At 70.0% G+C, this 22,437-nt stretch carries 22 protein-coding genes and 2 pseudogenes; 12 read left to right on the top strand and 12 right to left on the bottom strand.

The genetic code is table 11. The features are described 5' to 3' along the window. Nucleotides 1–222: 222 nt before the first annotated feature. The 7 genes from ACWD5F_RS01845 to ACWD5F_RS01815 all read left to right on the top strand — a co-directional run bounded on the left by ACWD5F_RS01845 (nucleotide 223) and on the right by ACWD5F_RS01815 (nucleotide 6,203). The gene (locus ACWD5F_RS01845; protein WP_451250112.1) at nucleotides 223–1,887 is read left to right on the top strand and encodes a SpoIIE family protein phosphatase; all 1,665 of its coding nucleotides are present in this window, start codon (nucleotides 223–225) and stop codon (nucleotides 1,885–1,887) included. Next, nucleotides 1,884–2,978 carry a cobalamin B12-binding domain-containing protein gene (locus tag ACWD5F_RS01840; protein WP_451250110.1) on the top strand — a complete coding sequence of 365 codons (1,095 nt, stop codon included), beginning with the start codon at nucleotides 1,884–1,886 and terminating at the stop codon, nucleotides 2,976–2,978. The genes ACWD5F_RS01845 and ACWD5F_RS01840 overlap by 4 nt, the downstream gene beginning before the upstream one ends. Then, complete coding sequence (locus ACWD5F_RS01835) at nucleotides 2,975–3,325, top strand: STAS domain-containing protein (protein WP_451250108.1); 351 nt, start codon at nucleotides 2,975–2,977, stop codon at nucleotides 3,323–3,325. The genes ACWD5F_RS01840 and ACWD5F_RS01835 overlap by 4 nt, the downstream gene beginning before the upstream one ends. 262 nt (nucleotides 3,326–3,587) lie before the next feature. Then, complete coding sequence (locus ACWD5F_RS01830; RefSeq protein ID WP_451250106.1) at nucleotides 3,588–3,950, top strand: STAS domain-containing protein; 363 nt, start codon at nucleotides 3,588–3,590, stop codon at nucleotides 3,948–3,950. Nucleotides 3,951–3,978: 28 nt separating this feature from the next. Next, complete coding sequence (locus ACWD5F_RS01825) at nucleotides 3,979–4,497, top strand: nuclear transport factor 2 family protein (protein WP_451250104.1); 519 nt, start codon at nucleotides 3,979–3,981, stop codon at nucleotides 4,495–4,497. A 216-nt stretch (nucleotides 4,498–4,713) separates the two neighbouring features. Continuing rightward, nucleotides 4,714–5,439, top strand: a complete 726-nt coding sequence (locus tag ACWD5F_RS01820) for an ANTAR domain-containing protein (protein ID WP_451250102.1) — start codon at nucleotides 4,714–4,716, stop codon at nucleotides 5,437–5,439. A gap of 5 nt (nucleotides 5,440–5,444) precedes the next feature. After that, nucleotides 5,445–6,203, top strand: coding sequence for a GAF and ANTAR domain-containing protein (locus ACWD5F_RS01815; RefSeq protein WP_451250100.1), 759 nt, complete (start codon nucleotides 5,445–5,447; stop codon nucleotides 6,201–6,203). Between the two features lie 118 nt (nucleotides 6,204–6,321). Here the strand turns inward: ACWD5F_RS01815 and ACWD5F_RS01810 are convergent, their stop codons facing one another. From ACWD5F_RS01810 to ACWD5F_RS01760, 11 genes and pseudogenes are all read right to left on the bottom strand, one after another. Further along, complete coding sequence (locus ACWD5F_RS01810; protein ID WP_451250098.1) at nucleotides 6,322–6,654, bottom strand: ANTAR domain-containing protein; 333 nt, start codon at nucleotides 6,652–6,654, stop codon at nucleotides 6,322–6,324. 506 nt (nucleotides 6,655–7,160) lie between these two features. Further along, nucleotides 7,161–7,601, bottom strand: coding sequence for an SRPBCC family protein (locus tag ACWD5F_RS01805; RefSeq protein WP_451250096.1), 441 nt, complete (start codon nucleotides 7,599–7,601; stop codon nucleotides 7,161–7,163). Between the two features lie 112 nt (nucleotides 7,602–7,713). Further along, entirely contained in the window at nucleotides 7,714–8,337 is a 624-nt protein-coding gene (locus tag ACWD5F_RS01800) for a WHG domain-containing protein (RefSeq protein ID WP_451250094.1), read from the bottom strand. Further along, the gene (locus tag ACWD5F_RS01795; protein WP_451250092.1) at nucleotides 8,330–9,166 is read right to left on the bottom strand and encodes an alpha/beta fold hydrolase; all 837 of its coding nucleotides are present in this window, start codon (nucleotides 9,164–9,166) and stop codon (nucleotides 8,330–8,332) included. The genes ACWD5F_RS01800 and ACWD5F_RS01795 overlap by 8 nt, the downstream gene beginning before the upstream one ends. A 366-nt stretch (nucleotides 9,167–9,532) precedes the next feature. Further along, nucleotides 9,533–10,687, bottom strand: a complete 1,155-nt coding sequence (locus tag ACWD5F_RS01790; RefSeq protein WP_451250090.1) for an FUSC family protein — start codon at nucleotides 10,685–10,687, stop codon at nucleotides 9,533–9,535. A 194-nt stretch (nucleotides 10,688–10,881) separates the two neighbouring features. After that, nucleotides 10,882–11,160: a GlsB/YeaQ/YmgE family stress response membrane protein gene (locus tag ACWD5F_RS01785; RefSeq protein WP_451250089.1), complete on the bottom strand. Its 279-nt coding sequence runs from the start codon at nucleotides 11,158–11,160 to the stop codon at nucleotides 10,882–10,884. Nucleotides 11,161–11,297: 137 nt separating this feature from the next. Then, a pseudogene (locus tag ACWD5F_RS01780) lies at nucleotides 11,298–12,914 on the bottom strand (phytoene desaturase family protein). A 68-nt stretch (nucleotides 12,915–12,982) separates the two neighbouring features. Then, nucleotides 12,983–13,462: an SRPBCC family protein gene (locus ACWD5F_RS01775; RefSeq protein ID WP_451250087.1), complete on the bottom strand. Its 480-nt coding sequence runs from the start codon at nucleotides 13,460–13,462 to the stop codon at nucleotides 12,983–12,985. A gap of 95 nt (nucleotides 13,463–13,557) precedes the next feature. Next, nucleotides 13,558–13,833, bottom strand: a pseudogene (locus tag ACWD5F_RS01770) (FAD-dependent oxidoreductase); the annotation flags it as partial. Nucleotides 13,834–13,906: 73 nt separating this feature from the next. Then, the gene (locus ACWD5F_RS01765; RefSeq protein ID WP_451250085.1) at nucleotides 13,907–15,646 is read right to left on the bottom strand and encodes a thiamine pyrophosphate-dependent enzyme; all 1,740 of its coding nucleotides are present in this window, start codon (nucleotides 15,644–15,646) and stop codon (nucleotides 13,907–13,909) included. A gap of 35 nt (nucleotides 15,647–15,681) precedes the next feature. After that, the gene (locus tag ACWD5F_RS01760) at nucleotides 15,682–17,265 is read right to left on the bottom strand and encodes an FMN-binding glutamate synthase family protein (protein ID WP_451250083.1); all 1,584 of its coding nucleotides are present in this window, start codon (nucleotides 17,263–17,265) and stop codon (nucleotides 15,682–15,684) included. A gap of 307 nt (nucleotides 17,266–17,572) precedes the next feature. Here ACWD5F_RS01760 and ACWD5F_RS01755 point away from each other — a divergent pair, with 307 nt between their 5' ends. The 5 genes from ACWD5F_RS01755 (at nucleotide 17,573) to ACWD5F_RS01735 (ending at nucleotide 20,718) form a co-directional block, all read left to right on the top strand. Continuing rightward, entirely contained in the window at nucleotides 17,573–17,923 is a 351-nt protein-coding gene (locus ACWD5F_RS01755; RefSeq protein WP_451250081.1) for a PRC-barrel domain containing protein, read from the top strand. 196 nt (nucleotides 17,924–18,119) lie between these two features. Further along, nucleotides 18,120–18,461, top strand: a complete 342-nt coding sequence (locus ACWD5F_RS01750; protein ID WP_451250079.1) for a hypothetical protein — start codon at nucleotides 18,120–18,122, stop codon at nucleotides 18,459–18,461. Between the two features lie 82 nt (nucleotides 18,462–18,543). Beyond that, a complete protein-coding gene (locus ACWD5F_RS01745) occupies nucleotides 18,544–19,512 on the top strand; it encodes an LLM class F420-dependent oxidoreductase (RefSeq protein WP_451250077.1) in 969 nt (322 codons plus the stop codon). Nucleotides 19,513–19,531: 19 nt separating this feature from the next. Further along, nucleotides 19,532–20,206 carry an HAD family hydrolase gene (locus ACWD5F_RS01740; RefSeq protein ID WP_451250075.1) on the top strand — a complete coding sequence of 225 codons (675 nt, stop codon included), beginning with the start codon at nucleotides 19,532–19,534 and terminating at the stop codon, nucleotides 20,204–20,206. Between the two features lie 119 nt (nucleotides 20,207–20,325). Next, entirely contained in the window at nucleotides 20,326–20,718 is a 393-nt protein-coding gene (locus ACWD5F_RS01735; protein WP_451250073.1) for an STAS domain-containing protein, read from the top strand. A 34-nt stretch (nucleotides 20,719–20,752) separates the two neighbouring features. On the opposite strand, the gene tal is transcribed toward ACWD5F_RS01735, so the two are convergent. Then, nucleotides 20,753–22,426, bottom strand: coding sequence for a transaldolase (gene tal / locus ACWD5F_RS01730; protein ID WP_451250071.1), 1,674 nt, complete (start codon nucleotides 22,424–22,426; stop codon nucleotides 20,753–20,755). Nucleotides 22,427–22,437 lie beyond the last annotated feature (11 nt).

Here is a 22,437-nt window from a genome sequence, read left to right as displayed (position 1 = left end):
AACCAGCGCTTTCCCCTAGGGCCCTCGTGTGAAGGTTTCGCCTCTTTGGTGTTGACGACGTGTGGAGCCCACCCTTCAGGGCAGTCGATGTCCGCGGCGGGTTGCTATTGAGCTGCCCGCTGGACAATGATTGCCGCACGGCAACTAATTTGCTTGCCGCACGGCAAGTGATTGTCGTCGATCCAGGAGGGTGGTGCGGTTCGCCCAGGGCGGGCCCATTTTATGGCCTCTACCAAGGGCAATCCCCTCACCCGGTCACGGCTGTGGGGCTCGGCTCCCTGCCCCGTCATCGTGGCTGATGGGACAGGTACCGTCATCGAGCTGAACGACGCGGCAGGTCACCTCCTGGGAGACGCGGTACCGGGCACGAGCATGCGGGACGTGGTTCCGGACTGGTTGGCCCGGGCCCACCAGGCAGCGGTCGCGGACGCTGTCCACGCGTCGTCGACGGACGGGGGCACGACTCGTTCGGAGCCGGTGTCGGGGCGGATCGCGGCGTACACCTTCGAGGCGCATCCCACTCTGAACGCGGACGGAAGCGTGGTGTGGTGGCTGGTCGACGACACAGAGCGCCGACTCGCCGAAGAGGCACTCGCCACCGAGCGTGAACGCACCAGATTTCTCGCGGAGGCGTCCAATGTCCTGCTGGCCTCGTTGAACACCGGCAGATGCATGGCCGCGACCGCGCAGCTCGCCGCCGAGTACCTCGCGGACGTCGCGATCGTCGTCGCCCCCGCGACCGGCGGCAAACTGCCCGTCGCCCGCGCCGTATCGGGCCAGGAGGCCGACCGCGCCCTCGTTGTCGCCGATCCGGCCGATCTCCCGGGACTGGGCGAGGCGTTGCAGGGCTTCCCGCCTGTTCCCTCCCGCTGGATCGACCCCACGGCACTGCCCGTCTGGGCGCTGCCGGACAGCTGCGAGGCATCGATCGGGTCGGTCGTCGTCACCCCGCTGCCCGGTCACGGCGTCCCGGCCGGAGCCCTCATCCTCCTGCGCGCGACAGACCGGCCGCAGTTCAACGAGAACGAGGAGATCTTCACCCGGCTCTTCGCCGCACGGGCCGGGGCCGCCCTGTCGGCCGCCCGCCTTTACAGCGAACAGAGCGCCATAACGCAGACCCTGATGCGGGATCTGCTGCCACCCACCCTCCAACGCCTGGACGGTGTGGAGATCGCCGGCGGCTACCGGCCCGCGGCCGCGGCGGAGCGCGTGGGCGGCGACTTCTATGACGTCCACCCCGGAAGCACCCCGGCGGACGCGTCGTTGGTGATCCTCGGGGACGTGTGCGGCAAGGGGCTGGAAGCCGCGGTCCTCACCGGCAAGATCCGTAACACCCTCCAGGCGCTGCTGCCGATGGCCGACGACCACGAACGGATGCTGCGGCTCCTCAACGGCGCGCTGCTGTCCTCCCACCACACACGTTTCGCGACCATGGTGCTGGCCTCGGTCCAGCGCGCCGACAACCATGTGCGACTGCGTCTCACCTCGGCCGGCCACCCCAGCCCGCTGGTGGTACGCCGGGACGGCACCGTCGAGGAGATCACCACCCATGGTTCCCTCATCGGCGTGCTTCCGGCGATCGAGGCCCACTCCGTCGAGACCGTTCTGCGGCCGGGCGACACCTGCCTGCTCTACACCGACGGATTCACCGAAGCCCGCGGCGGACCGCTGGGCGAGGAGCTGTTCGGCGACGAACGCCTGCGACAAGCCCTGTCGGACTGCGCCGACATGCCCGCCGAAGCCGTCGTCGACCGAATCCAGATGCTCGCTTCACAGTGGCTGCGCAACGGCCCCCACGACGACATGGCCCTGATCGCCATCAGCGCACCCCGAACCAATCACCTCAGCGCCGTCGACGGACACACCCGGGGCAGGTACACCGCATGAACACCGTCACCGAAGGCGAGGCCGAAGCCGGAGACAGGCAGGACCAGCTCTGGGCAGCCGTGACCAGCCGCGACGAATACCGGGCCGCCGACATCGTCTTCGCCGCCCTCGACAGCGGTATGGACGCCGAAACGGTCCTCCTGGACCTCCTCGCCCCGCTCCAGGTGAGGGTGGGAGCCGAGTGGGCGGCCAACCGGCTGAGCGTCGCCCAGGAGCACGCGGCCAGCGCCATCACCGAACGCGTGGTCGCCGCCCTCGCCCACCATCCGGCCCGTCGCACCCAGCCCACCCTCGGCCGGATCACCGTGGCCTGCGTGGAACAGGAATGGCACTCCCTGCCGGCCCGCCTCCTTGCCGAAGTCCTCACCCTTCGCGGCTGGCAGGTCGACTTCCTCGGTGCCCAGGTCCCGACCCCGCACCTCATCGCCCACCTTCACAACACCGGTGCGGACGCCGTCGCCCTGTCCTCCTCGATCCCGACCCGGTTGCCGGCGGCTCATGCGGCGATCACCGCTTGTCAGGCCATCGGGATACCCGTACTCGTCGGCGGCGCCGCCTTCGGACCCGATGGCCGCTACGCCCGTCTCCTCGGCGCCAACGCCTGGGCCCCGGACGCACGCGCCGCCGCCCGGCAGCTCGCCGAGGGCATTCCCGCCCCCAACCTGGCCACCGGGCGGCAGCAGATCGACGACCTGCCGCACCTCGCCGACCAGGAATACACGCTCGTCGCCCGCACCCAGCCGCAGCTGGTCAAAACGGTCGTCTCCCAGCTCGAAGACCGTTTCCCGGCCATGGCCGACTACACCCGGAACCAACGCGAGCGCACCGCCGAAGACATCGCCCACATCGTCGAGTTCCTCACCGTGGCCCTCTACACCGACGAAAGCGACCTCTTCACCTCGTTCATCACCTGGACCGCGGGCATTCTCACCGCACGCCGTGTGCCTGTCCGGTCCCTCAACCCGACCCTCGACATCCTGGCCACCGAACTCAAGGACTTCCCACGGTCCGTGTCACTCCTTGACCAGGCCCGTTCCGCCCTGTTCCGCGGACACATCACCACCGACACACCCCCCGGAGTCCCCGCATGACGCCGATGCCTTCCTCGCTCACCGTCACCCTTGAGGCCGGCCGCGGCACCGCCAGTCTCCACCTGGCCGGAGGCCTGGACTACGACACCGGTGACGGACTGGTCCAGCACGCCGACCAGTGCCTCGCCGACCACCCCGAACTGCACGACCTGCGCCTCGACTGCGCAGAGCTCGGCTTCTGCGACTCCATCGGCCTCTCCTCCCTCCTGATGATCCGCCGCAGAACCGACGCACGTGCCGTGCGGCTGCACCTGGACAACACGCCGCCGTTCCTTCAACGCCTGCTCCACGTGACCGGAATCCAGCAGCTCTTCACGCAGCCGCACACGTCTCAGCAGGCCGAGTAACCGGCCCCACGAGCGGAAAGCGTGGTGTGTTCAAGCTCCGCGCAGTCCCTGGAGAGTCGATCGCCCGAGCTGAAAGCCACCTGGCCCACGGCCTCGGAGGAGGCTGCCTGCACTTCCGGCACGTGCCGTTAGGACCCAGCGGCTGCCGCACGACCATCTCCAGTTCGGGGAGGTCGCGTACAAGCCTGCACGCGGTGCGCGTGGACGAGATTCCCTCGGCCGGAGACGGCAGGCAACAGACTCCGTTCAGAGAGAAGACATCGTGCTCCCAGACAGCGGCGGCTCGCCGCAACACCTCAGAGTCCATACGGCCGACCACGGCGGCGTCAGCGTCGTGACTCCGGTCGGAGAGATCGACAGCGACAGTTGCGGGGCGCTGCGCGCGGCCCTCCAGGACTGCGTGGATCGCACCGGACGTATCGCGCTCGACCTCTCCGGCGTCTCCTTCATGGACTCCACCGGCATCAACGTCCTGCTGACCGCAGCGCGGTCACTGCGGGACCGGCCCGGCACGTGGATCCGGATCGCGGCCCCGTCCCAGCCGGTCCTGCGGGTTCTGCAGCTTGTCGGAGTCGAGACCGTTCTCACGATTCGCGCCTCGCTCGCCGATGCCCTCTCCGAGTGAGGATGTCGGCTGGCACAGATGGATCGGAGTGGGGGACGGAGCGCGGCAGAAGCTGGAGCGTGGCAGTCTCGCCGGCGTCTCCCCGGCCGTACTCGAAGCGGTCGCCCGCGCGCTCCGGCTGGACGACGCCGTACGTGCCCACCTGCTGAATCCGGCGCAGACCGCCGACGGCTCCGAGGTCCTCATGCAGGCGGCCAAGGACGGGATCGCCGGGATGTTCGGAGCGTTCCCCGAGTTCCACTCCAACATCTTCCGAGTGATCGCCGAAGGCGACCTTGTCGTGATCCAGTCCCGCGGTACGTTCACACCGGACATGGCCTCCGGCGTCTTCGACATCTACCGGGTGCAGCACGGCAAGGTGGTGGAGCACTGGGACATCGTCCAGAACGTGCCCTCCAGTTCCGCCAACGACAACTCGATGTTCGGACGCGACGAACGAGAGCCGGGGCACTGCCTCACAGCAGTACCCCGGCTTCCACCAATCCGCGACCGGGCGCGCATCCCTGAACGCACGCCCCGTGATCTCACAGGGCTGCCTCGTACATAGCGGTGAATGCCCGCGGCGGCGAAGCTGGCGGTCTGAACGTCTTCCTCAACCTCTCCCATCGGCTGGCCGTCTTGCAGGGGGAGCTTCGCCTGCACCATCCTGTCCCGGTCGTGCGACGGCTGCTGGGCCTCACCGGTACGGACTACCTCCTGGCGGAGGGGTACTCGGGCATCGACAGAGTCGAGTTCGCACCTCCCAGTCGTCCAGCGGAGCCGCATGATCAGTGACCGGATGACGGAGATCCTGCGACTGCTGCAGACCAAGGAATGGCCGGACGTGGCGGCGGACACAGCCGATCTGCTTGCCATGGACGGGATCGCCGTCAGCGCGGGCAACGCACCGCTCGGAACGGAGATCCTGTGGTCCTCCGGCGGCCTCGCGCACGCCTTCGAGGACCTGCAGCTCACTCTCGGATACGGTCCGGGGCCGGACTGCCTGGCCGGCGGCACCACGGTGCGCGTGCCCGAACTGAGCCGCGTGCGAGAGGACCGCTGGCCCGCTCTCGTGATCGAGGCATCGGCCCTGAACGTGCGGGCGGTGTTCTGCTTCCCCCTGCAGATCGGTGCCATCACCTTGGGCGTGCTGACGCTGGTCAGAAGCAGTCCCGGGCATCTGACCCCGGCGCAGGGCGACGATGTGAACGTCCTTGCGGTCACGCTGGCCAACCGGGTGCTGGATCTCGGGAGCCCGCTGCTGTCCGCCGCGGAGAACCAGGACCTGTCCCCTCCGGTCCTGCACCAGGCCGTCCTGCACCAGGCGACCGGCATGGTCAGCGTCCAGTTGTCCGTATCCCTTGGGGAGGCACTGCTGCGGCTGCGTGCCCACGCCTACGGCAACAGCCGCACTCTCACCGACACGGCTCGGGACGTCGTGGAGCGGCGACTGCGGTTCGAACCCGATCCGCACCCGACGAACCCCGCAGATGACAAGGACGAGGACTGAGCGAGATGGCAACCCGTGAACAGCAACTCACCGAAGTCTTCGTCGAGGTCGCCGACTCCCTGATCGACGACTTCGACGTCATCGACTTCCTGCAGAACCTGTCCGTGCACTGTATGGAACTGCTGGACGTCGCCGCCGTCGGCATCCTGCTCGCGGACGACGACGGCAGGCTCCACCTCCTGGCCGCCTCCGACGAACACACCCGGCTGCTGGAACTCTTCGCCCTCCAGCACGACCAGGGTCCCTGCGTCGACTGCTATCGCGACGGCCTGCCACGGATCGACGTCAGCCTCACCGACCCCGCCGCGGCCACGATGTGGCCGGAGTTCGCCCGTGGCGCCGAGGCCGTCGGTTTCGTCGCCACCAACGCCCTGCCGCTGCGCCTGCGAGGTCGGATCATCGGCGCGCTCAGCCTCTTCCAGACCCGCCCCGAGCCACTGGCCGACCAAGACCTCACCCTGGCCCAGGCTCTCGGTGACGTGGCCACCATCGCCATCCTCCAGCAGCGCACGCTCGCCCACAGCGAGGCCGAGCGCGACCAGCTCCAGTACGCCCTCAACAGCCGTATCGTCATCGAACAGGTCAAGGGCATCCTCACCGAGCGCTGGCAGATGCCCATCGACGAAGCGTTCAGCGTCTTGCGCGCCTACGCCCGCTCCCACAACCTCAAACTCTCCGCCCTCGCCCGGGAGATCGCCGAGGGCACACAGGACACCGACACCATCCGCGCATCTGCCGAACCACCTGTTGAGCGGGACTCCTGACGGTCGCCACATCCGCGGCGGGCTCGCCCCGAAGGATTGGCGGGGAGGCGGCGCTTGACCTCCCCAGGCGTTGCGCCGCTCCCCACCAGCCAACTCCGGCTACCCGCTGTCTCTGCGTCTACGCTCCCTCAGTCCGGCGAGAACGCAGCAATGTCACCGCTGTGGTCAGGTGCTTCTGCAGGTGCGCCGGCATCGATTCCTGCCGTGTCGTCGCGACCACCGACTCCGCCACGTCGTGCAGTTTGACGTTGGCATGCTGGGACACCCACACCAGGATCTGCCACGCCTCCTCCGCCGTGCACGACCAGAGCGCCATCAACACGCCCCGAGCCAGGTCGACGACCGGCCGCCGCCGCAGCGCCTCCTTGAGCTGCTCCGTTTCCTCGAACAGCAACTCGGCCCGCTCCTCGCCTTGCGGCGAGGCACTGTCACGGCTTTCGCCATCGGCCACGCTGGGTGGTGTGCCGGATCCCGCTCGCCCGGCGCTGCCGTGGCGCGGGCCTAAGGACTGGGGAGGTTGCATGCCTGACGCCTTCCCACACACTTCGTCCACATACCTCACCCTGCGCCAAGAGGCCCAATTCACGAAGCCGCGAGGTCGCCGACCGGGTCCTGAGCGCAGCAGCCCTCCCAGCACCAGCGGGACGGCTTCCCCCGCTCGTGGCTGAACCGGGGAAGCCGTCAGACGTGTCCGACAGGCTCGGAGCAGGCGTTCGCGGACCGGGGCTGCTCGGTTCGGACCGAGCCCGGTTCGCGTACGGCCGGTGTCGGCACTCCGAGCGCCTTCGCGAGTTGGGGCACGAGACGGAAGCGGGCGACGCGTGACTGGATGGCCGCCTTGCTCTTGCCGGTCCGGCACGGCGAGCCCCCCGGAGCGGCCCAGGCGGACATCGGGCAGGCGGGCGATTTCACACGCTTGAAGCGGCGGTCATCCCAATCACCGAGACCACCGGCACCTCACGCACCCGGCCTGAGCTCGGTGCGGTCTTCCACCCGCTGCTTGAGGCCGGTGTTGAAGGCGGCGTACCCGTCTTTTTTGGGTGTTCTGAGGAAGGGCCGGATCAGGGTGACCAGGGCTCCGGAGAATTCCTCGTGGTTGGTCAGGCGGGTGGTGCCGTCGTGGTTGGGGGAAAGGACGAAGGAGTGCCGGCCGTGGAACAGCTGCTTGATGCCGAGCGTGCCGACCCACCGCAGTTCCTGGCCAGGTGTCGCGACGGTGACCGTGGGCCTGAAGGTCATGCCCGGCATGCGCATCGTGAGCCGGCTTCCCACTCGAGCGGTTCCTTCTGCTGCGGAGAAGGTGCTCCACTCGCCGTAGGCGGAGAAGTCGGTGAGGACGTCCCACACCGCTTGCGGGGTGGCGTCGATGTCTATGACGGCGGTGAGGACCGGCTTCATGGTGGTTTCCACTTCTGGCTGGTGCAGGCGACAGGGGCGGGGGTTCGGCGCGCGGGTGGTCCACCGGTGGTCGGTGGGGCCGGGGGCCGGCGTGGAGCGCAGTCCACGGCGGTCAGGGCGTCACGCCCGGCGCGGCCCTGCTGGAGGAGGGGGCGCTGTGGGTGCTGGTGGCCGTGGTCTCCCGCAGGCCGTGGTCGATGAAGTCGATCATCCAGGTGAAGCTGTCGTCGATGTCGGTGGCGAACCGGAACCCGCCGGCTGCTTCCAGCGACGCGTATCCGTGCAGGACGGTGCGCAGCATCCGTAGCGCGTGGATCTGCTGGTCGGGGTCGATCCGGTAGCCGTGCAGCATGGCCGCCCAGGAGTCGACCACCCGGTTGAGGGCGTCGATGAGGGGGTCGTCGGGTCCGGTCGGGACGGCGGCGTTGGCTGCGGCGTATCTGCCGTGGTGGTCCTTGACGAACGTCCGCATCGCCTGTGCGCCGCGGACCAGGGCTTCGGTGCCGGACCGGCCCTGGATGGCGTCGCGGATGGCGTCGGCGCACTGGTTCATGGCCAGGATGGCGATCCGGTGGGCGAGTTCGGTCTGGCCGCTGACGTGCTTGTAGAGCGAGGGGGTCTTGACCCCGAGCCTTTCGGCGACCAGGCCCATGCCGAGCTGGTCGAACCCGACCTCGTCGACCAGGGCGGCGGCGGCTTCGGTGACCGTCGCGGCGGTGAGTCCGGCCCTAGGCACGGCCGGCCGCCTTGGCCAGGAACGGCAGGGCCAGCGCGAGGACCTGGTCGGGGGTCTGGGCGTGCGGGTAGTGGCCCGCGCCGTCGATCACGGCGAGCTCGCCGAGGCCGGCGGGCAGGTCGGCGATGATCTTCGCCCCTTCGGCGCGGGGGTCGGCCCAGTCGGGGTCCAGGCTGCCTTCGACGATCAGGACCGGGCAGGTGACGTGGGCGAGCTGGGCGCCGGCGTCGGTGGGCTTGGACTTGCACATGTCCTGCAGGGCCTTCATCCGGCCGGGCTCACTCAACGTGGCCTCGATGCGGGCCAGTTCGCTGTTCCAGTCGGCGGGCTTGGCCGGGTAGGCCACGTCGAGGTACTTCTTCCAGTCCGCCAGGCGTCCCCGGACGATGACCTGTGCCATCCGCGTGTACCCGGTCCGGAAGCGCTTGACCCGGATCAGCCCGCCCAGGTCGACCGGCTGCGCACGGGTGAACGGAGCCAGCTCGATCACTCCGCTGATCACGTCGGGCGCGGTGGCGGCCGCGATGGTCGCGGCGCCGCCGCTGATCGACTGCCCGATGATCACGGCCGGGCCGCCGAGGTGACGCACGACGGCGACCAGATCTCCGGCGATGTCGGTGCGGCTGTAACCGTCCCAGCCGAGGCTGGACTCGCCGCACCCGCGGATGTCGACGTTCGCGACCCGGTATCCGGCGGCCACCAGGCCGGGGACGAGGAAGCGGTAGGAGTGCCGGCTGTCGCCGATACCGTGCGCCAGCACGACGAGGGGGCCCTCCCCGGTCACGTCGAAGGCGATGGTGTTCTTGCCGATTCTCAGGTGCTCGGTCATGTCGTCCTCCATAAAATGGCTAACGTGATTAGCCATAGACTAGTCACGTTAGCCGTGAGGGTCAACGCCGCACCCAGCCGCGCTCGTTCGGGGACCGGGCATCGGGAGCTGTACGGAGATCCGCGCGCGGTGTGGAGCCGGTGGGCCGACGATGTCCGGGGCCACGGCAGCGGCGGCGTGAAGGCCACGGCCCGGTCCGCCCGACCCTGGACCCTGCCCGGGTCTGGCTGTGAGTGCCCGTCATGTCTTGGCCGATACCTCTGCCCGGGCGGCTGACGCGGACCCGCTACCGCTTTGCGCCGGATCTGTCCGTCGCCGTACCGCACGTCCTCTGGACACAACGGTCGTCTTCCTTACGGAACGGTGTCAGTCCTGCACGAGCTGATCGGCCAGTCGACGTGCCTGGACCAGCAGTGCGCCGTGTGTCGCCAGTGCGTCGGGATCGTCGCGCACAGTGCCGGGCAGCTGTCGGTGGAGTTCGTCGAGGCTGCGGCGGAGCTCGTCGACGGCGTCGCGCAGGGCCTTGTGGGCCGGCTGCTCAGTGCCGGTTTCCGCGAAACGGGTCTGGCCGTAGAGCCCGATCGCCCGGGCGGCATGGCGCAGGAAGTCGGCGTAGGGGCCGGTGAGTTGGGGGCCGGTGCGGACCGCCTCGTTGTCGTGGGCGATCTCCAGCACGGTGCGGGTCACACCGGCGATGTGTACGGCGACCTGGTCCAGGACGGCCAGCGCGTCGTCGTAGCCCTTGCCGGGCCGGGGGATGCCGCCCGCGCCGAGCCCGCGGTGATTGCCCCGCATGCTTTCGCGGCTCCAGCCGATCGCGGAACGGGCCTGGTCGACCAGGCGACCCAGCCGCAGCGCGCGCTCGTGCCAGACCCGGGCCGCGTTGTCCTCCCACTCACCGTCGGCGAGCGCCTCGGCCACCGTGGAGAGAATCCGTTCGGCTTCGTCGGCGGCGTCCTTGAGGGCGGCACGGGTGTCACGCAGATACACCGGGGGCCGGACCAGCGCGTTGACCGCGATGCCGACCACCGCGCCGAAGACCGCCTCCGCGATGCGTGCGCCCGAAGCGGCCAGGGAGACCTGGCCGTCGGTCAGGACGAACAGCGCGCCGGTGGCGGCGTAGATGCCCTGGCTGCCCAGACGCCGCCACTGCGCCAGCAGCAGCACCGTCGGAAGCACCACGACCATCGGGACCATCGTGCCGCCCAGCATCAACGCGACGGCTGTCGCCACCACCGTGCCCACCGCGATCGCCGCCAGCTGCTGCAGGCCGTGCGCGAGCGACCTGTACACCGTCGACTCCACCAGCACGACCGCCATCCACGGGGCGACGAACGCCACCGGCGCCCGCAACCACCACCCGGCCACGGCCCACGCCAGACAGGCGGCCAGTGCCGCCTTGCCGGCCTGCACGGTCAGATCCCGTTCACGACCCGGTCCCCGCCACGCCCGCCGCACCGCCGACACCGCCGTCGCGCCGTGACGACGAACCGCCCCTCCCGCACACCCCGCCCACTCCATGGCTCACCAAGTGCCCCGCCGGACAGGGCGGATGCGCACCTGTGGCGATCGTCATCGGCGGACGCCGCCGCCAGACCCTGTCCGAGGCGCTACGCGACCTGGCCCTTCATCGAAGCCCCGGATACGCCGACGGCTCCCGTCCGGTGTGACAGAAGGGAGCCGTTGAGGTGGTGCGGGCGTGTGCTGTCGGTCGGTCAGGCGTGGCGGTGGGAGCGTCGGTTGCCGGTGACGAGGCGGTAGACGAGAAGCAGGATGAAGGAGCCGACGATCGCGGCGATCCAGGTGGAGAGGTCGAAGAACCCGTCGATGGAGTCGACGCCGAAGACCACCTTGCCGAGCCAGCCGCCGAGCAGGCCGCCGACGATGCCGATGAGCATGGTGACGATGATGCCGCCGGGGTCCTTGCCCGGCATCAGCATCTTGGCGATGGCGCCGGCGAGCAGACCGATGACGATCCACGCGATGATTCCCATGGTGTGTCTCCGCTTCCTCTTCCTCGGACTAAAGCTGTGTCAGCTCTTCGTGTGCGCCGAACGGGCCCGAACAAACGTCTCCCCGCTGGATCGAGACATCGCCGGTTCCAGAGGCGGTCGGTAGGGCGTGGGGGCCGTCAGCGCCGGCCTTTGCGGTCGCGGTGGGCCAGTCGGCTCTGGAGGTGGGCGAGGGCACCGGTGCGATGTCCGTGGAGGGCGGCGCGTGCGGCGTTGGCGCCAGGGGCGCCGTGGACGCCTCCGCCCGGGTGCGCGGAGGCGGATGCGAGGTAGAGCCCGGGTACGGGTGTCTCGGGGCGGCCGGTGCCGGGGGTGGGGCGGAAGACCAGCTGCTGGTGCAGGGCGGTGGTGCCGCCGTTGATGGCGCCGCCGTGGAGGTTGGCGTTCATGCTCTCCAGCGTCGGCGGGGCGAGGATGCGCCGGGCTCTGATGAGGCCGCTGAAGCCAGGGGCGTAGCGCTCGACCTGTGTCTCGACACGGTCCGCCATGATCTCCTGCTCCCGGGCGTCCCAGGAGCCGGCGAGCTTGTCGTCGCCCCCATCGCCCCGCACCTGGTGCGGCACGTGGGTGTAGGCCCAGGCCGACTCGGTGCCCCGGGGTGAGCGGCTGGGGTCGGCGGTGGTCATCTGGCCGAAGAGGACGAAGGGGTCGTCGGGGATGTGGCCCGTGGCGATCTGGGCGGCGAAGCGGGTGAGGGCGTCCACGCCCTCGGCGAGGTGGACGGTTCCCGCCTGCGCGGCCTCCGGGGACGTCCAGGGCACCGGGCCGTTCAGTGCCCAGTCGACTTTGAACGTGGCGAAGTCCCACTGGAAGCGTTTCAGGTCGGCGAGCAGCCGCCCGGGAAGGTGCTCCTCCGCGACGAGGGAGCCGTAGAGCGCGGGCGCGGACACGTCGGCGAGGACGGCCCTGCGGGCCGCCTCCGCTTCGCCGCCCGCGGCGCGGACGCCGACAGCCCGACCGTTGCGGACGACGACCTCGGTGACGCGTTCCCCGCAGCGGACGGTCCCACCGAGACGCGTCAGACGGCGGACAAGAGCCGAAGTGAGCGCTCCGGCGCCGCCGACGGGGACGGGGAAGCCGTAGGTCTGGCCGAGCATGGACATGAGCCAGCCGAAGCCGCCGCTGCCCGCCGCCTCCGGTGCGAGATCCGCGTGCAGGGCGTTGCCCGCGAGCAGGAGCCTGCCGCCCTCACCGCCGAACTCCTCCTCGCCCATGCGCCGGACCGGCAGCAGCATCGTCCGGGCCAGCCGCAAGCCGCCCGCCGCCCGCAGTCGTAGCGCCAGCCGGGCCCCGGCGCGGACCGGGGGGAACGGTGTGAACAGGGCGTCGAGGATGCCGGGCCGCAGCGTCTCCCAGACGTTCCGCAGCTCCTTCCACGCGGCTCCGTCCCCAGGGGCGAACGCCTCCAGGCTCGCGGCCGTCTCCTCCAGGTCCCGGCTGAGGACCGCTCAGCGGCCGTCCGACAACGGATGGGCCAGCACCTTCGGAGCATGGCTCCAGCTCAGGCCCTCCCGCTCCAAGTGGAGGCCGGCCAGGACCGGGGAGGCGGCGGCGAGAGGATAGAAGGCGCTGAAGAGATCGCTTGCGAAGTCGGGATCGACCCCACGGTCGTGCCGGACCGCTCCTCCCGGCTCGTCCTGGGCCTCCAGGACCGCCACGCTCCAGCCCGCGTCGGCCAGGAGGTTCGCGGCGACCAGTCCGTTGGGTCCGGCCCCGATCACTACTGCGTCCGCCATCACTCGCTCCCGGCTCGGTGGGTCGCACCGCACCCGGTGGCGCGGCTTCTTCAGCGCTCGGCGCTGGTTCAGGCCGTGTGCGGGCGCGGTTGTCCGGCAGAGGTGCGTGACGGGCTCTCGTCCTCCTCGCACACGCGGGCGAGACGGGCCAGCATCGCGCGGCTGCGCATCTGCTGCACCGCGTCCAGCAGGGGATTGTGCAGGAGGCCACCCGCACCGCGCAGCGGATGCTCGTCGAGGATGACCAGTGTCTGCTCACCCCAGGGCCGCAGTTCCATCGCGATCCTCGCGGTCCCGAGCGGCCCGCTGTTCGCCTCCAGTTCGAGGACGGCGGGCGGTTCGCTGCGGCGTACCACGGTCTGGTTGTGCAGGGTGAGCGGCCCGATCCTGATCTCGTAGCGGAGGGCCGCCCCCACCTCGGGCCACGACCCCTCGTCCAGCTCGGCCCGTGAGGTACCGACAACCCAGTCCCCGTACCGTCCGACGTCGGACAGCACCTTCCAGACGTCCTCGGGAGACTTCCTGATCAAACGGTGTCGTACGGCCATGAGATCCTCCGCCGTTCGAAATGTCTGGTTCCTTGCGCGTTCCCAGCCCGGGCCCGGGTACGCACTCCCGCGTGGGGACGGCATCCGACGCAGTGCAGTTGACTTCCTCGCCCCCGGGCCATGAGCTGGGCGCCCTCGGGGCCGCGGGTGCGGCGGAGATGGTCGTAGACGAGCGTGTGCAGGGCGGCGAGCCGTCCGGCCTCCAGTACGGCCACCTCGCGCCCTTGCCGGGTCAGTTCCCAGGCCGTGCTGAGTCCCGCGATGCCGCCGCCGATCACCGCGACGTCGACGGAGAGGTCATGCGACGGCGGGGGAGTGGGTGGTGCGGTTTCCAGCCAGTACGAGCCCTTGGTTTCTGTCTTGGTGTCCATGGCAGCCGAGTTCCCGGCGCCCTCGCCGCCATTCCGGCGGCCGTCGCCGTCGGCTTCCGTAGCCCGCCCCGGGTCAATGGCTGCTTTCGTCGCCGTGGCTGCGCAGCAGTTCCTTCATTTTGGCGACGGCGAAGCCCCAGCCCTGTTCGACGGTGGGTTTGGCGGGTACGGCGATTTCGTCCGGGTTGGTGAGGACGTCGAGGAGGACGGGCCCGGGGGTGGCGAACGCGCGGTGTACGGCGTCGTCGAGGTCGGCGGGGTCGGTGACGCGGATGCCGGTGAGACCGAGGGCGGTGGCCACGGCGGCGAAGTCGGGGTTGTCCAGGACGGTTCCGAACTCGGGGAGACCGGCCTGCTCCTGTTCCAGCTTGACCATGCCGAGGCGGCGGTTGTCGAAGACGACGAGTTTGACCGGCAGTTGGTGGGACTTGAGGGTCATGAGGTCGCCGAGGAGCATGCTCAGGCCGCCGTCGCCGCAGAAGGCGACGACCTGGCGGTCCCGGTCCAGGTACTGCGCGCCGAGTGCCTGCGGCATCGCGTTGGCCATGGAACCCAGGTTGTAGGAGCCCAGCAGCCGGCGTGTCCCGCGCATCTCGACGAAACGGGAGAGCCAGACGGTCGCCATTCCGGTGTCCGAGGTGAAGATGGCGTCGTCCGTGGCCCTGCGGTCGACGGCGGCGGCCAGTGCTTCCGGGCGGATGCCGTGGTCGCGGTTGTCCAGTGCGGAGCGGACCTTGCCGACCAGGCTCTTGTCGTGCGCGGGGTCGGCCAGCCGGGCCTGGCCCTCGCGCCAGTTCAGAAACTGCTTCCGGGCCTGCTCCAGGTGTCCGCGGTCGGGTGCGCCGCCCAACTCGTCGAGCAGGTCGCGCGCGGTGGCACCCACGTCGCCGACGAGTCCGATGTCCACCGGGACACGGCGCCCGATGTGGGCGGGTTCGGTGTCGACCTGGATGACCTTGCGACCGTCGGGATACCACTCGCGGTAGGGGAAGTCGGTCCCGAGCAGGAGCAGGGTGTCCGCGGACTGCATGGCTCCGGCCGCCGCTGGGTTGCCGATCAGTCCGGTCTGGCCGACCTGGAAGGGGTTGTCGCCCTCGAAACCTTCCTTGGCCTTCAGCGTCAGCACCATCGGGGCCGCGAGGCGGTCGGCGAGCGCGAGGACGTCCTCGCGGGCGGCGCGGGCGCCCTGCCCGACCAGCAGGGTGATCCGGTCCGCCTGGGAGAGGAGGTCGGCGGCCTGTCGTACGGCGGAAGCCTCGGGGCGGGTGGTGGGCGTGGTGAGGGAGAAACGGGCCGGGCGGTCGTGGTGCAGTTCGCGATCGCCGATGTCGCCCGGCACGGTGAGGACCGCGACGCCCTTGCGGCCCAGCGCGTTGCGCACCGCCGTCTCCAGGAGCTGCGGAAGCTGGTCGGGATCGGTGATGGTGGCGCGGAAGACGGCCACGTCACGGAAGAGGAGGTCGTTGTCGATCTCCTGGAAGGCGTCGCTGCCCAGTTCGGAGAGAGGGACCTGGCCGGCGATGGCCAGCACGGGCGTACGGCTCTTGGCCGCGTCGTAGAGACCGTTGAGGAGGTGGACGGAACCGGGGCCGACCGTGCCCATGCACACCCCCAGCCGGTCCGTGAGCTGGGACTGGGCGCTCGCGGCGAAGGCGGCGGCCTCCTCGTGGCGGCAGCCGACCCACTCGACGTCGTCGGTGGTGCGGATGGCGTCGGTGAGGGGGTTGAGCGCGTCTCCCACGACGCCGAACACCTGACGGACGCCGAGTTCGTTCAGGGCGTCCACAATGACGCGGGCGACGGTTCGTGCCACGGGTTCCTCCAGGTCAGAAGCGGGTCGACGGTCGGTCAGACGGTGAAGCGGTCGGGGTCGGCGGCCTTCCAGTCGGCCGCCCAGTCGGCGGGCGGTTCGAGCAGCAACTGGCCGGGGGAGAGCCACTCGTACAGGACGTCGTAGGAGCGCACGGTCTGCGGGTCGACGCGCCGGCGCAGCATGTGCGGGTGGAGCTGGGCGGGGTCGGTGACTCCCATGGAGGCCATGATCTGGAGGGCGCTGCCGACGGTGGCCTCCTGGAGGCGGCGAACCCGTTCGGCCTTGTCGCCGACGTCGAGGGCGCGGGCCCGGCGCGGGTCCTGGGTGGTGACGCCGACGGGGCAGGTGTTGGTGTGGCAGCGCTGGGCCTGGATGCAGCCGACCGCGAACATCATGGCGCGGGCCGCGTTGCCGTAGTCGGCGCCCTGGATCAGGCGTTTGACGAGGTCGGCGCCGGTGGCGATCTTGCCGCTCGCGCCGATTCGGATCTGCTCCCGTAGGCCTGTGCCGACCAGCGCGTTGTGCACGGTCATCAGGCCCTCGGTGAGCGGTGTGCCGATGTGGTCGGCGAATTCGAGCGGTGCGGCACCCGTACCGCCCTCCGCGCCGTCGACGATGATGAAGTCGGGCGCGGTGCCCTCCTCGATCATCGCCTTGCACACGGCGAGGAACTGCCGCCGGGACCCGACGCACAGCTTGAAACCGGCCGGCTTGCCGCCGGACAGCTCCCGCATCCGCGCGATGAATCGGACGAGTTCACGCGGTGTGGAGAACACCTTGTGGTACGGCGGTGAGATGACCGTCCGTCCCTCGGGTACGTCCCGCACCTTGGCGATCTCCGCGTTCACCTTGGCCCCGGGCAGCACCCCGCCGATCCCGGGTTTGGCGCCCTGCGACAGCTTCAGCGACACGCATTTGACGCTCTCGCCGGACGCCTTCTCGGCGAACTCCCCGGCGTCGAACTCCCCGTCGTCCGTCCGGCAGCCGAAGTAGCCGGTGCCGATCTCCCACACCAGGTCACCGCCTGGGCGCAGGTGGTACTCCGACAGCCCGCCCTCACCGGTGTCGTGCGCGAAACCCCCGGCCGCGGCTCCCTTGTTGAGCGCGAGGACGGCGTTGGCGGAGAGCGAGCCGAAGCTCATCGCGGAGACGTTCAGCAGGGCCATGTCGTACGGCCGCTTGCAGTCCGGGCCGCCGATCCGTACGCGCGGCGGGTGCTCGGGCACCGGGCGGGGAGCCATCGAGGGCACCAGATACTCGTAACCCGCCTGGTACACGTCGCGTTCGGTGCCGAACGGCTCCTCGGCGGCGGTGCCCTTGGCACGCTCGTAGACGATGTTCCGGATGTCCCGGTCAAAGGGGCGTCCGTCGAAGTTCCGCTCGACGAAGTACTGCTGCAACTCGGGGCGGATGCGCTCCAGCAGGAACCGGGCGTGCCCGATCACCGGGTAGTTGCGCAGCACCGAGTGCCGCCGCTGGGTCAGGTCCCACACCCCGGTCGCACCGAGCACGGTCAGCGGCACCGCCGCCGTCCACCACCAGGGCGACACCACGACGGCGACACAGGCCCCGGCGAGGGAGGCGGCCACGACCACCGCGACGATTCCGGTTCTCAGCATGATCCCCGAGTAGCCCGCACACGCCGAGTCATGCGGACCGGCCGCGTCGACCTGGCCGAGAACACCCCCATGTCATACGGCACAGGGGGCACGGCGGCCTTTCGGAAAGGGGAATCGGCATTGCTGTGTTGATTCTTGTACTTTTTCTCGCGTTGATTTTTGAGTGGCGCAGGATTCGCGCTCCATATTTTGTGGTGGGCGGCCGTGTGAGACGGGAAACGGTGGGCACTCGACCTGCCGAGGGTCGCCCACCGAAATAATGGACGGGCTTCCTCGCTATTCACGTATTGCAAGGGGAGGTTTTTGTATGACGGACAACATGTGGGGTTACCAGGCCGAGTCGGGCCATCAGACGGGGACGGATCTGACCGGGTTCAAGGTCGAGGCGAGCGACGGTTCGATCGGCAAGGTCGACAAGCACTCCGAGGACGTCGGGGCCGCGTACATCGTCGTCGACACCGGAGTGTGGATCTTCGGCAAACAGGTTCTGCTCCCTGCCGGCGTCATCTCGTCCATCGACGTCGCCGAGCGGACCGTGCACGTCGGCCGTACCAAGGAAGAGATCAAGAACTCCCCCGAGTTCGACAAGGACAAGCACATCGGTGACGCCGGCTACCACGAGCAGGTCGGCGGCTACTACGGAGACCGCCGAGCCTGACCACCTCGCCGCGGCACACAGCGGGTACCGGCGTTCTGCCGGTGCCCGCCTTTCGCCGTGCCCGGTCCACCCCGGGGCGCGATCGGGAGGTCCTGGACCCGAGGATCCCCGACGTGGACGAGGGCGGCGCCGTCCGTGAACGGTGCGTCCGATCATTCACGTCCCGCAGTGTTCAAGTTCGAGGAGAGTGAGTCCGATGGCCACCGTGTCTCTCACCGGAGCGCCCAAGGACGCAGCCGCCGTCTTCGGCGTCCTGCGGACGGCGTTCCCCACCGACCGTCCTGCCGACGACGTGCCCCAGGAGCAACCGGGCGACAACTCCGCCGTGTGGAGCGCGGAGTTCGAGCCGGCGCAGGAGCGGATCCCGGCGGACCCGATGCCCTTGGAGGGCTCGGTCTCCGCCACGCTCCAGGGCGATTACGTCGCCGTGGACCAGCTGTTCGAGGCCCTGAGCACGGCGTTCGCGGTGGACCACTGGGGCGCGGCGTCGGGAGACCAGGAGAAGGAGGTCGACCTGCGGCTCACGACGAAGCGTTGACGGGACGGGGAGCCGTCCTCCCGACACCTCGACCCACGAGACTCCGACTCACGAGATTCCGACTCATGAGGAGACGAGCGGCATGGTGCAGATCGGCTACACGATGATGACCGAACAGGCCGGCCCGCGAGAACTCGTCGGCCACGTGGTCGGCGCCGAGCGCGCCGGCTTCGACTTCTCGGTCACCTCCGACCACTACTTCCCCTGGCTGGAGTCCCAGGGCCACGCCTCCTACGCGTGGAGCGTGCTCGGGGCCGCCGCGCAGGCCACCGAACGCATCCCCCTGATGACCTACGTGACGTGCCCGACGACCCGCTACCACCCGGCGGTCGTCGCGCAGAAGGCCGCCACGCTCCAACTCCTCTCCCAGGGACGCTTCCGCCTCGGTCTCGGCTCCGGGGAGAACCTCAACGAGCATGTGGTGGGCGGCGGTTGGCCCGCCGCGCACATCCGCCTGGAGCGGCTGGAAGAGGCCGTCGAGATCATCCGCGCGCTCCTCGTGGGGGAGAACGTCAACCACCACGGCGCCCATTTCGACGTGGAGAACGCCAAGTTGTGGGATCTGCCCGACGCGCCCCCGCCGATCGGTGTCGCCGTCTCCGGCGACCGCTCCTGCCAACTCGCGGGCCGTCTGGCCGACTTGCTGATCGCGACGGAACCCCGGCCGGAACTGGTCTCCGCGTTCGAGGGCCACGGCGGCACGGGCAAACCCAAGGTCGGTCAACTGCCCATCTGCTACGACACGGACCGCGACGCGGCGATCGCCCGCGCCCACGACCAGTTCCGCTGGTTCGGCGGCGGCTGGCCGGTCAACTCTGAACTCCCCGGGCCCGCCGCGTTCGCGGGTGCCACCCAGTTCGTACGTCCCGAGGACGTTGCCGAGTCCATCCCCTGCGGAGACGACGTGGACGCGGTCGTCGAGGCCGTGCGTCCTTACGTCGACGCGGGGTTCACCGAGGTCGCGCTGGTCCAGATCGGCGGCGACCACCAGGAGCCGTATCTGGAGTGGGCCGAACAGAAGCTGCTGCCCGCGCTCCGGTACGAACTGTGAGAGGGCGAGGACATCCGCGATGAGCACGGAACGCGCCGCGATCTTCGACGTCGACGGAACGCTCGTCGACACCAACCACCTGCACGTCGTCACCTGGTGGGAGGCGTTCCGGCAGGCGGGCCGTCGGGTCCCCATGCGGGAGATCCACCGGGCCGTGGGCCTCGGCGGCGGCGACCTGCTTGACCACCTCCTCGGCGACGACGGCCGCGACCCCGACGAGGACGAACAGATCGTCGCGGCACATCACGCCCTCTACGCCACGTACTTCGAGCGGTTGCCGGCACTGGCCGCGGCGGGTGACCTGCTGCGCGCGCTGGCCCGTCGGGGCTGGACGATCGTCCTCGCGACCTCGGCGAGCGGCGCCGAACTGGAGGCGCTGCGGCGGGTCATCGACGCGGACGACGTCATCCTCGGGGCGGCGAGCGCGGACGACGTGGCCGACGGCAAACCTGCCCCCGACCCCGTCCGACAGGCCCGGGAACTCGCCGGTGTGCCCGTCGGACGGGCCGTGTTCGTCGGCGACACCGTCTGGGACATGAAGGCCGCCGTACGGGACGGAGTGGTTCCGGTGGCGGTCCTGTCCGGTGGGATTCCCCGCGCCGACCTGGAGGCCGCCGGTGCCCACGCGGTCTACCGCGACGCCGCCGACCTCCTCGCCCACCTGGACTCCGGCGTCTTCGCCGACAAGGAGTGAGGGGAGACGAGGGCGTAGACGCGCCCTGCCCCGGGTGGCGTGCCCGGAGTAGCCTTCAAGTGCACCCAGGCCCCCGGTGTCGCCAGTGCCGTGTGAGCCGGCCCGACGAGCCGAGGTGCGTGACGGTGGTTCCCTTCGAGGTCGCCGAGCGGCGTGGACGCTGGATCCGCCCGGCGGTCGCGTTGCGGGGCGAGGCCGATCTGGAGTCCGTTCCTCAGCTGCGTACGGCCATCGAGCGATGTCTGCGTGGATCCGGCCGGCGGATGGCCATCGACGTGTCCGCGCTCACGTTCTGCGACGTCAGCGGACTCAACGCCTTCCTGGACGGTGCCCAGCACGCCGCGGCCTCGGGCCGCCACCTGACACTGCGACGGCCGTCGGCCCAGGTCGTACGTCTGCTCGTGCTCGCCGGCTGCGCGGAGATCCTGTTGGGACGGCGGGCGGCCCGGCGGGGATCGGAGCGCCGTCTGCTCGTGCGCGTCCTCCGCCGCCGGGCCTCAGGGGGCCGGTGAAATCGGCGAGCTCAGTGGGCGTTGGCCCCGGTGCTCAGACCGTTTCCCGGCCCAGCGTGTGCGCCACCGCCGCGAGGAGCAGTTCCTCAAGGGTGGCGGTCTGGTGCTCGGCGCGTTCCAGGAGGGTGTCGAGGTGCTCGGCGTAGAGACGGTCGTCGTCCTCGGCCAGGACGCGCAGGGTGCGCCAGCAGGACGCCTTGCCCTGGACGCCGAGGAGCGTGGACTCCAGTTCCAGGACGTCGCTGAGCGGTGAGCGGGAGAAGAGATGGCCGTTCGGCTTGAGCCGGCCGGCCTTCTCGGCCAGCCAGCCGAGCGCGACCTTGGGGTGATCGGTGGACACGTCCAGGTCGGACATGATCTGCACGAGGGAGTCGCGGTCCTCCTCGATCTGTTTGGCCAGTGCGGAGAAGGCGTCGGCCCGCTTCCCGTCCCGCTGTCCCTGTGCGGCACGGCGGGCGAGTTCCAGGCCGCCGGTCGCGCCCGCCAGATGGTCGTTGAGGTAGATCGCCAGCAGGGCTCGGGCGTTCGACGATTCCCCCGACGGCTCGGTGCCGTCCCCGGAGGCATCGGCGTCGGCCCGCATCTCGCGGTCCACAGTGGCGCCCAGTTCGGCCCAGCTGTCCTCGAACTTGGCCAGGCCCTCGCGTTCCAGGGTGTCGGTCACGTCCGTGAAGTCGATGCCGGTGCGGGCCAGTTCCTCGAAGTGGGCGGCGGCCGCGGCGTAGGTGTCGGCCACGGGCCCTGCGTCCGGGACATGGCCGTGGTCGGCGAACGCGTCGAGCGTGCTCGCCGGCATGGTGTTCACGGTCCCCGGGACGACCAGTTCGCTCACGTACATGGTGTCGGGATAGTCGGGGTTCTTGACTCCGGTCGACGCCCACAGGGGCCGCTGCGGACGCGCTCCGGCCGCCGCCAGCTCCTGCCAGCGGGCCGAGCCCGCCGTCTCCTCGAACGCCTGGTGGGCCAGCCGCGCGTTGGCCACCGCGGTCCGGCCCCGGAGCGCGAGGGCTTCCGGGGTGCCGAGGGCGTTGAGACGGGCGTCCACCTCCGTGTCGACGCGCGAGACGAAGAAGGAGGCCACCGAGTGGATGTCCGCCAGGTCGTGTCCGGCCGCCCGTGCCTCTTCGAGGCCGGTCAGATAGGCGTCCTGAACGGCGCGATAGCGCTCCAGCGAGAAGACGAGGGTGACGTTGACGCTGATGCCCCGGGCGACGACGGTGGTGATCGCCGCAAGACCCTCGCGGGTGGCGGGGATCTTGACGAACAGGTTGGGTTCGCCGACGGTGTCCCACAGCTTCTGCGCCTGCGCGGCGGTGGCGTCCGCGTCCTTGGCCAGCCGCGGGTCCACCTCGATGGAGACCCGGCCGTCGCTCCCGCCGGTCCGCCGGTGGATCGGCGCGAAGGTGCGGCAGCCGGTGCGTACGTCGTCGGTGGTGAGCGCGAAGACGGCGTCGTCGACGCTCTTCCCCTCGGCGCCCAGCCGTCGTAGCTGATCGTTGTAGCGCTCGCCCTTGGACAGCGCGGACGCGAAGATCGTCGGGTTCGTGGTCACTCCTACGACGTGCTTGCGCGCGATCAGCTCAGCCAGGCCGCCGCCGGCCAGCAGCTCGCGGGAGAGGTCGTCCAGCCAGACCGACACTCCGGCGGCGGACAGGTCGGCGAGCGGATCGGACGCGATGACGTCGGGCATCGCGATGGCGTCGGACATACGAACCTCCA

This window comes from Streptomyces sp. NPDC002499 (genome assembly GCF_053595415.1).
This window is presented reverse-complemented; position numbering and strand designations above follow the sequence as displayed.

What these genes read in the sequence shown, in the direction of transcription:
- ACWD5F_RS01845 (WP_451250112.1), top strand. Translation starts at nt 223, where the DNA reads ATGGCCTCTACCAAGGGCAATCCCCTCACCCGGTCACGGCTGTGGGGC.
- ACWD5F_RS01840 (WP_451250110.1), top strand. Translation starts at nt 1,884, where the DNA reads ATGAACACCGTCACCGAAGGCGAGGCCGAAGCCGGAGACAGGCAGGAC.
- ACWD5F_RS01835 (WP_451250108.1), top strand. Translation starts at nt 2,975, where the DNA reads ATGACGCCGATGCCTTCCTCGCTCACCGTCACCCTTGAGGCCGGCCGC.
- ACWD5F_RS01820 (WP_451250102.1), top strand. Translation starts at nt 4,714, where the DNA reads ATGATCAGTGACCGGATGACGGAGATCCTGCGACTGCTGCAGACCAAG.
- ACWD5F_RS01815 (WP_451250100.1), top strand. Translation starts at nt 5,445, where the DNA reads ATGGCAACCCGTGAACAGCAACTCACCGAAGTCTTCGTCGAGGTCGCC.
- ACWD5F_RS01805 (WP_451250096.1), bottom strand. Translation starts at nt 7,601, where the DNA reads ATGAAGCCGGTCCTCACCGCCGTCATAGACATCGACGCCACCCCGCAA.
- ACWD5F_RS01795 (WP_451250092.1), bottom strand. Translation starts at nt 9,166, where the DNA reads ATGACCGAGCACCTGAGAATCGGCAAGAACACCATCGCCTTCGACGTG.
- ACWD5F_RS01790 (WP_451250090.1), bottom strand. Translation starts at nt 10,687, where the DNA reads ATGGAGTGGGCGGGGTGTGCGGGAGGGGCGGTTCGTCGTCACGGCGCG.
- ACWD5F_RS01785 (WP_451250089.1), bottom strand. Translation starts at nt 11,160, where the DNA reads ATGGGAATCATCGCGTGGATCGTCATCGGTCTGCTCGCCGGCGCCATC.
- ACWD5F_RS01775 (WP_451250087.1), bottom strand. Translation starts at nt 13,462, where the DNA reads ATGGCCGTACGACACCGTTTGATCAGGAAGTCTCCCGAGGACGTCTGG.
- ACWD5F_RS01760 (WP_451250083.1), bottom strand. Translation starts at nt 17,265, where the DNA reads ATGCTGAGAACCGGAATCGTCGCGGTGGTCGTGGCCGCCTCCCTCGCC.
- ACWD5F_RS01755 (WP_451250081.1), top strand. Translation starts at nt 17,573, where the DNA reads ATGACGGACAACATGTGGGGTTACCAGGCCGAGTCGGGCCATCAGACG.
- ACWD5F_RS01750 (WP_451250079.1), top strand. Translation starts at nt 18,120, where the DNA reads ATGGCCACCGTGTCTCTCACCGGAGCGCCCAAGGACGCAGCCGCCGTC.
- ACWD5F_RS01745 (WP_451250077.1), top strand. Translation starts at nt 18,544, where the DNA reads ATGGTGCAGATCGGCTACACGATGATGACCGAACAGGCCGGCCCGCGA.
- ACWD5F_RS01740 (WP_451250075.1), top strand. Translation starts at nt 19,532, where the DNA reads ATGAGCACGGAACGCGCCGCGATCTTCGACGTCGACGGAACGCTCGTC.
- tal (WP_451250071.1), bottom strand. Translation starts at nt 22,426, where the DNA reads ATGTCCGACGCCATCGCGATGCCCGACGTCATCGCGTCCGATCCGCTC.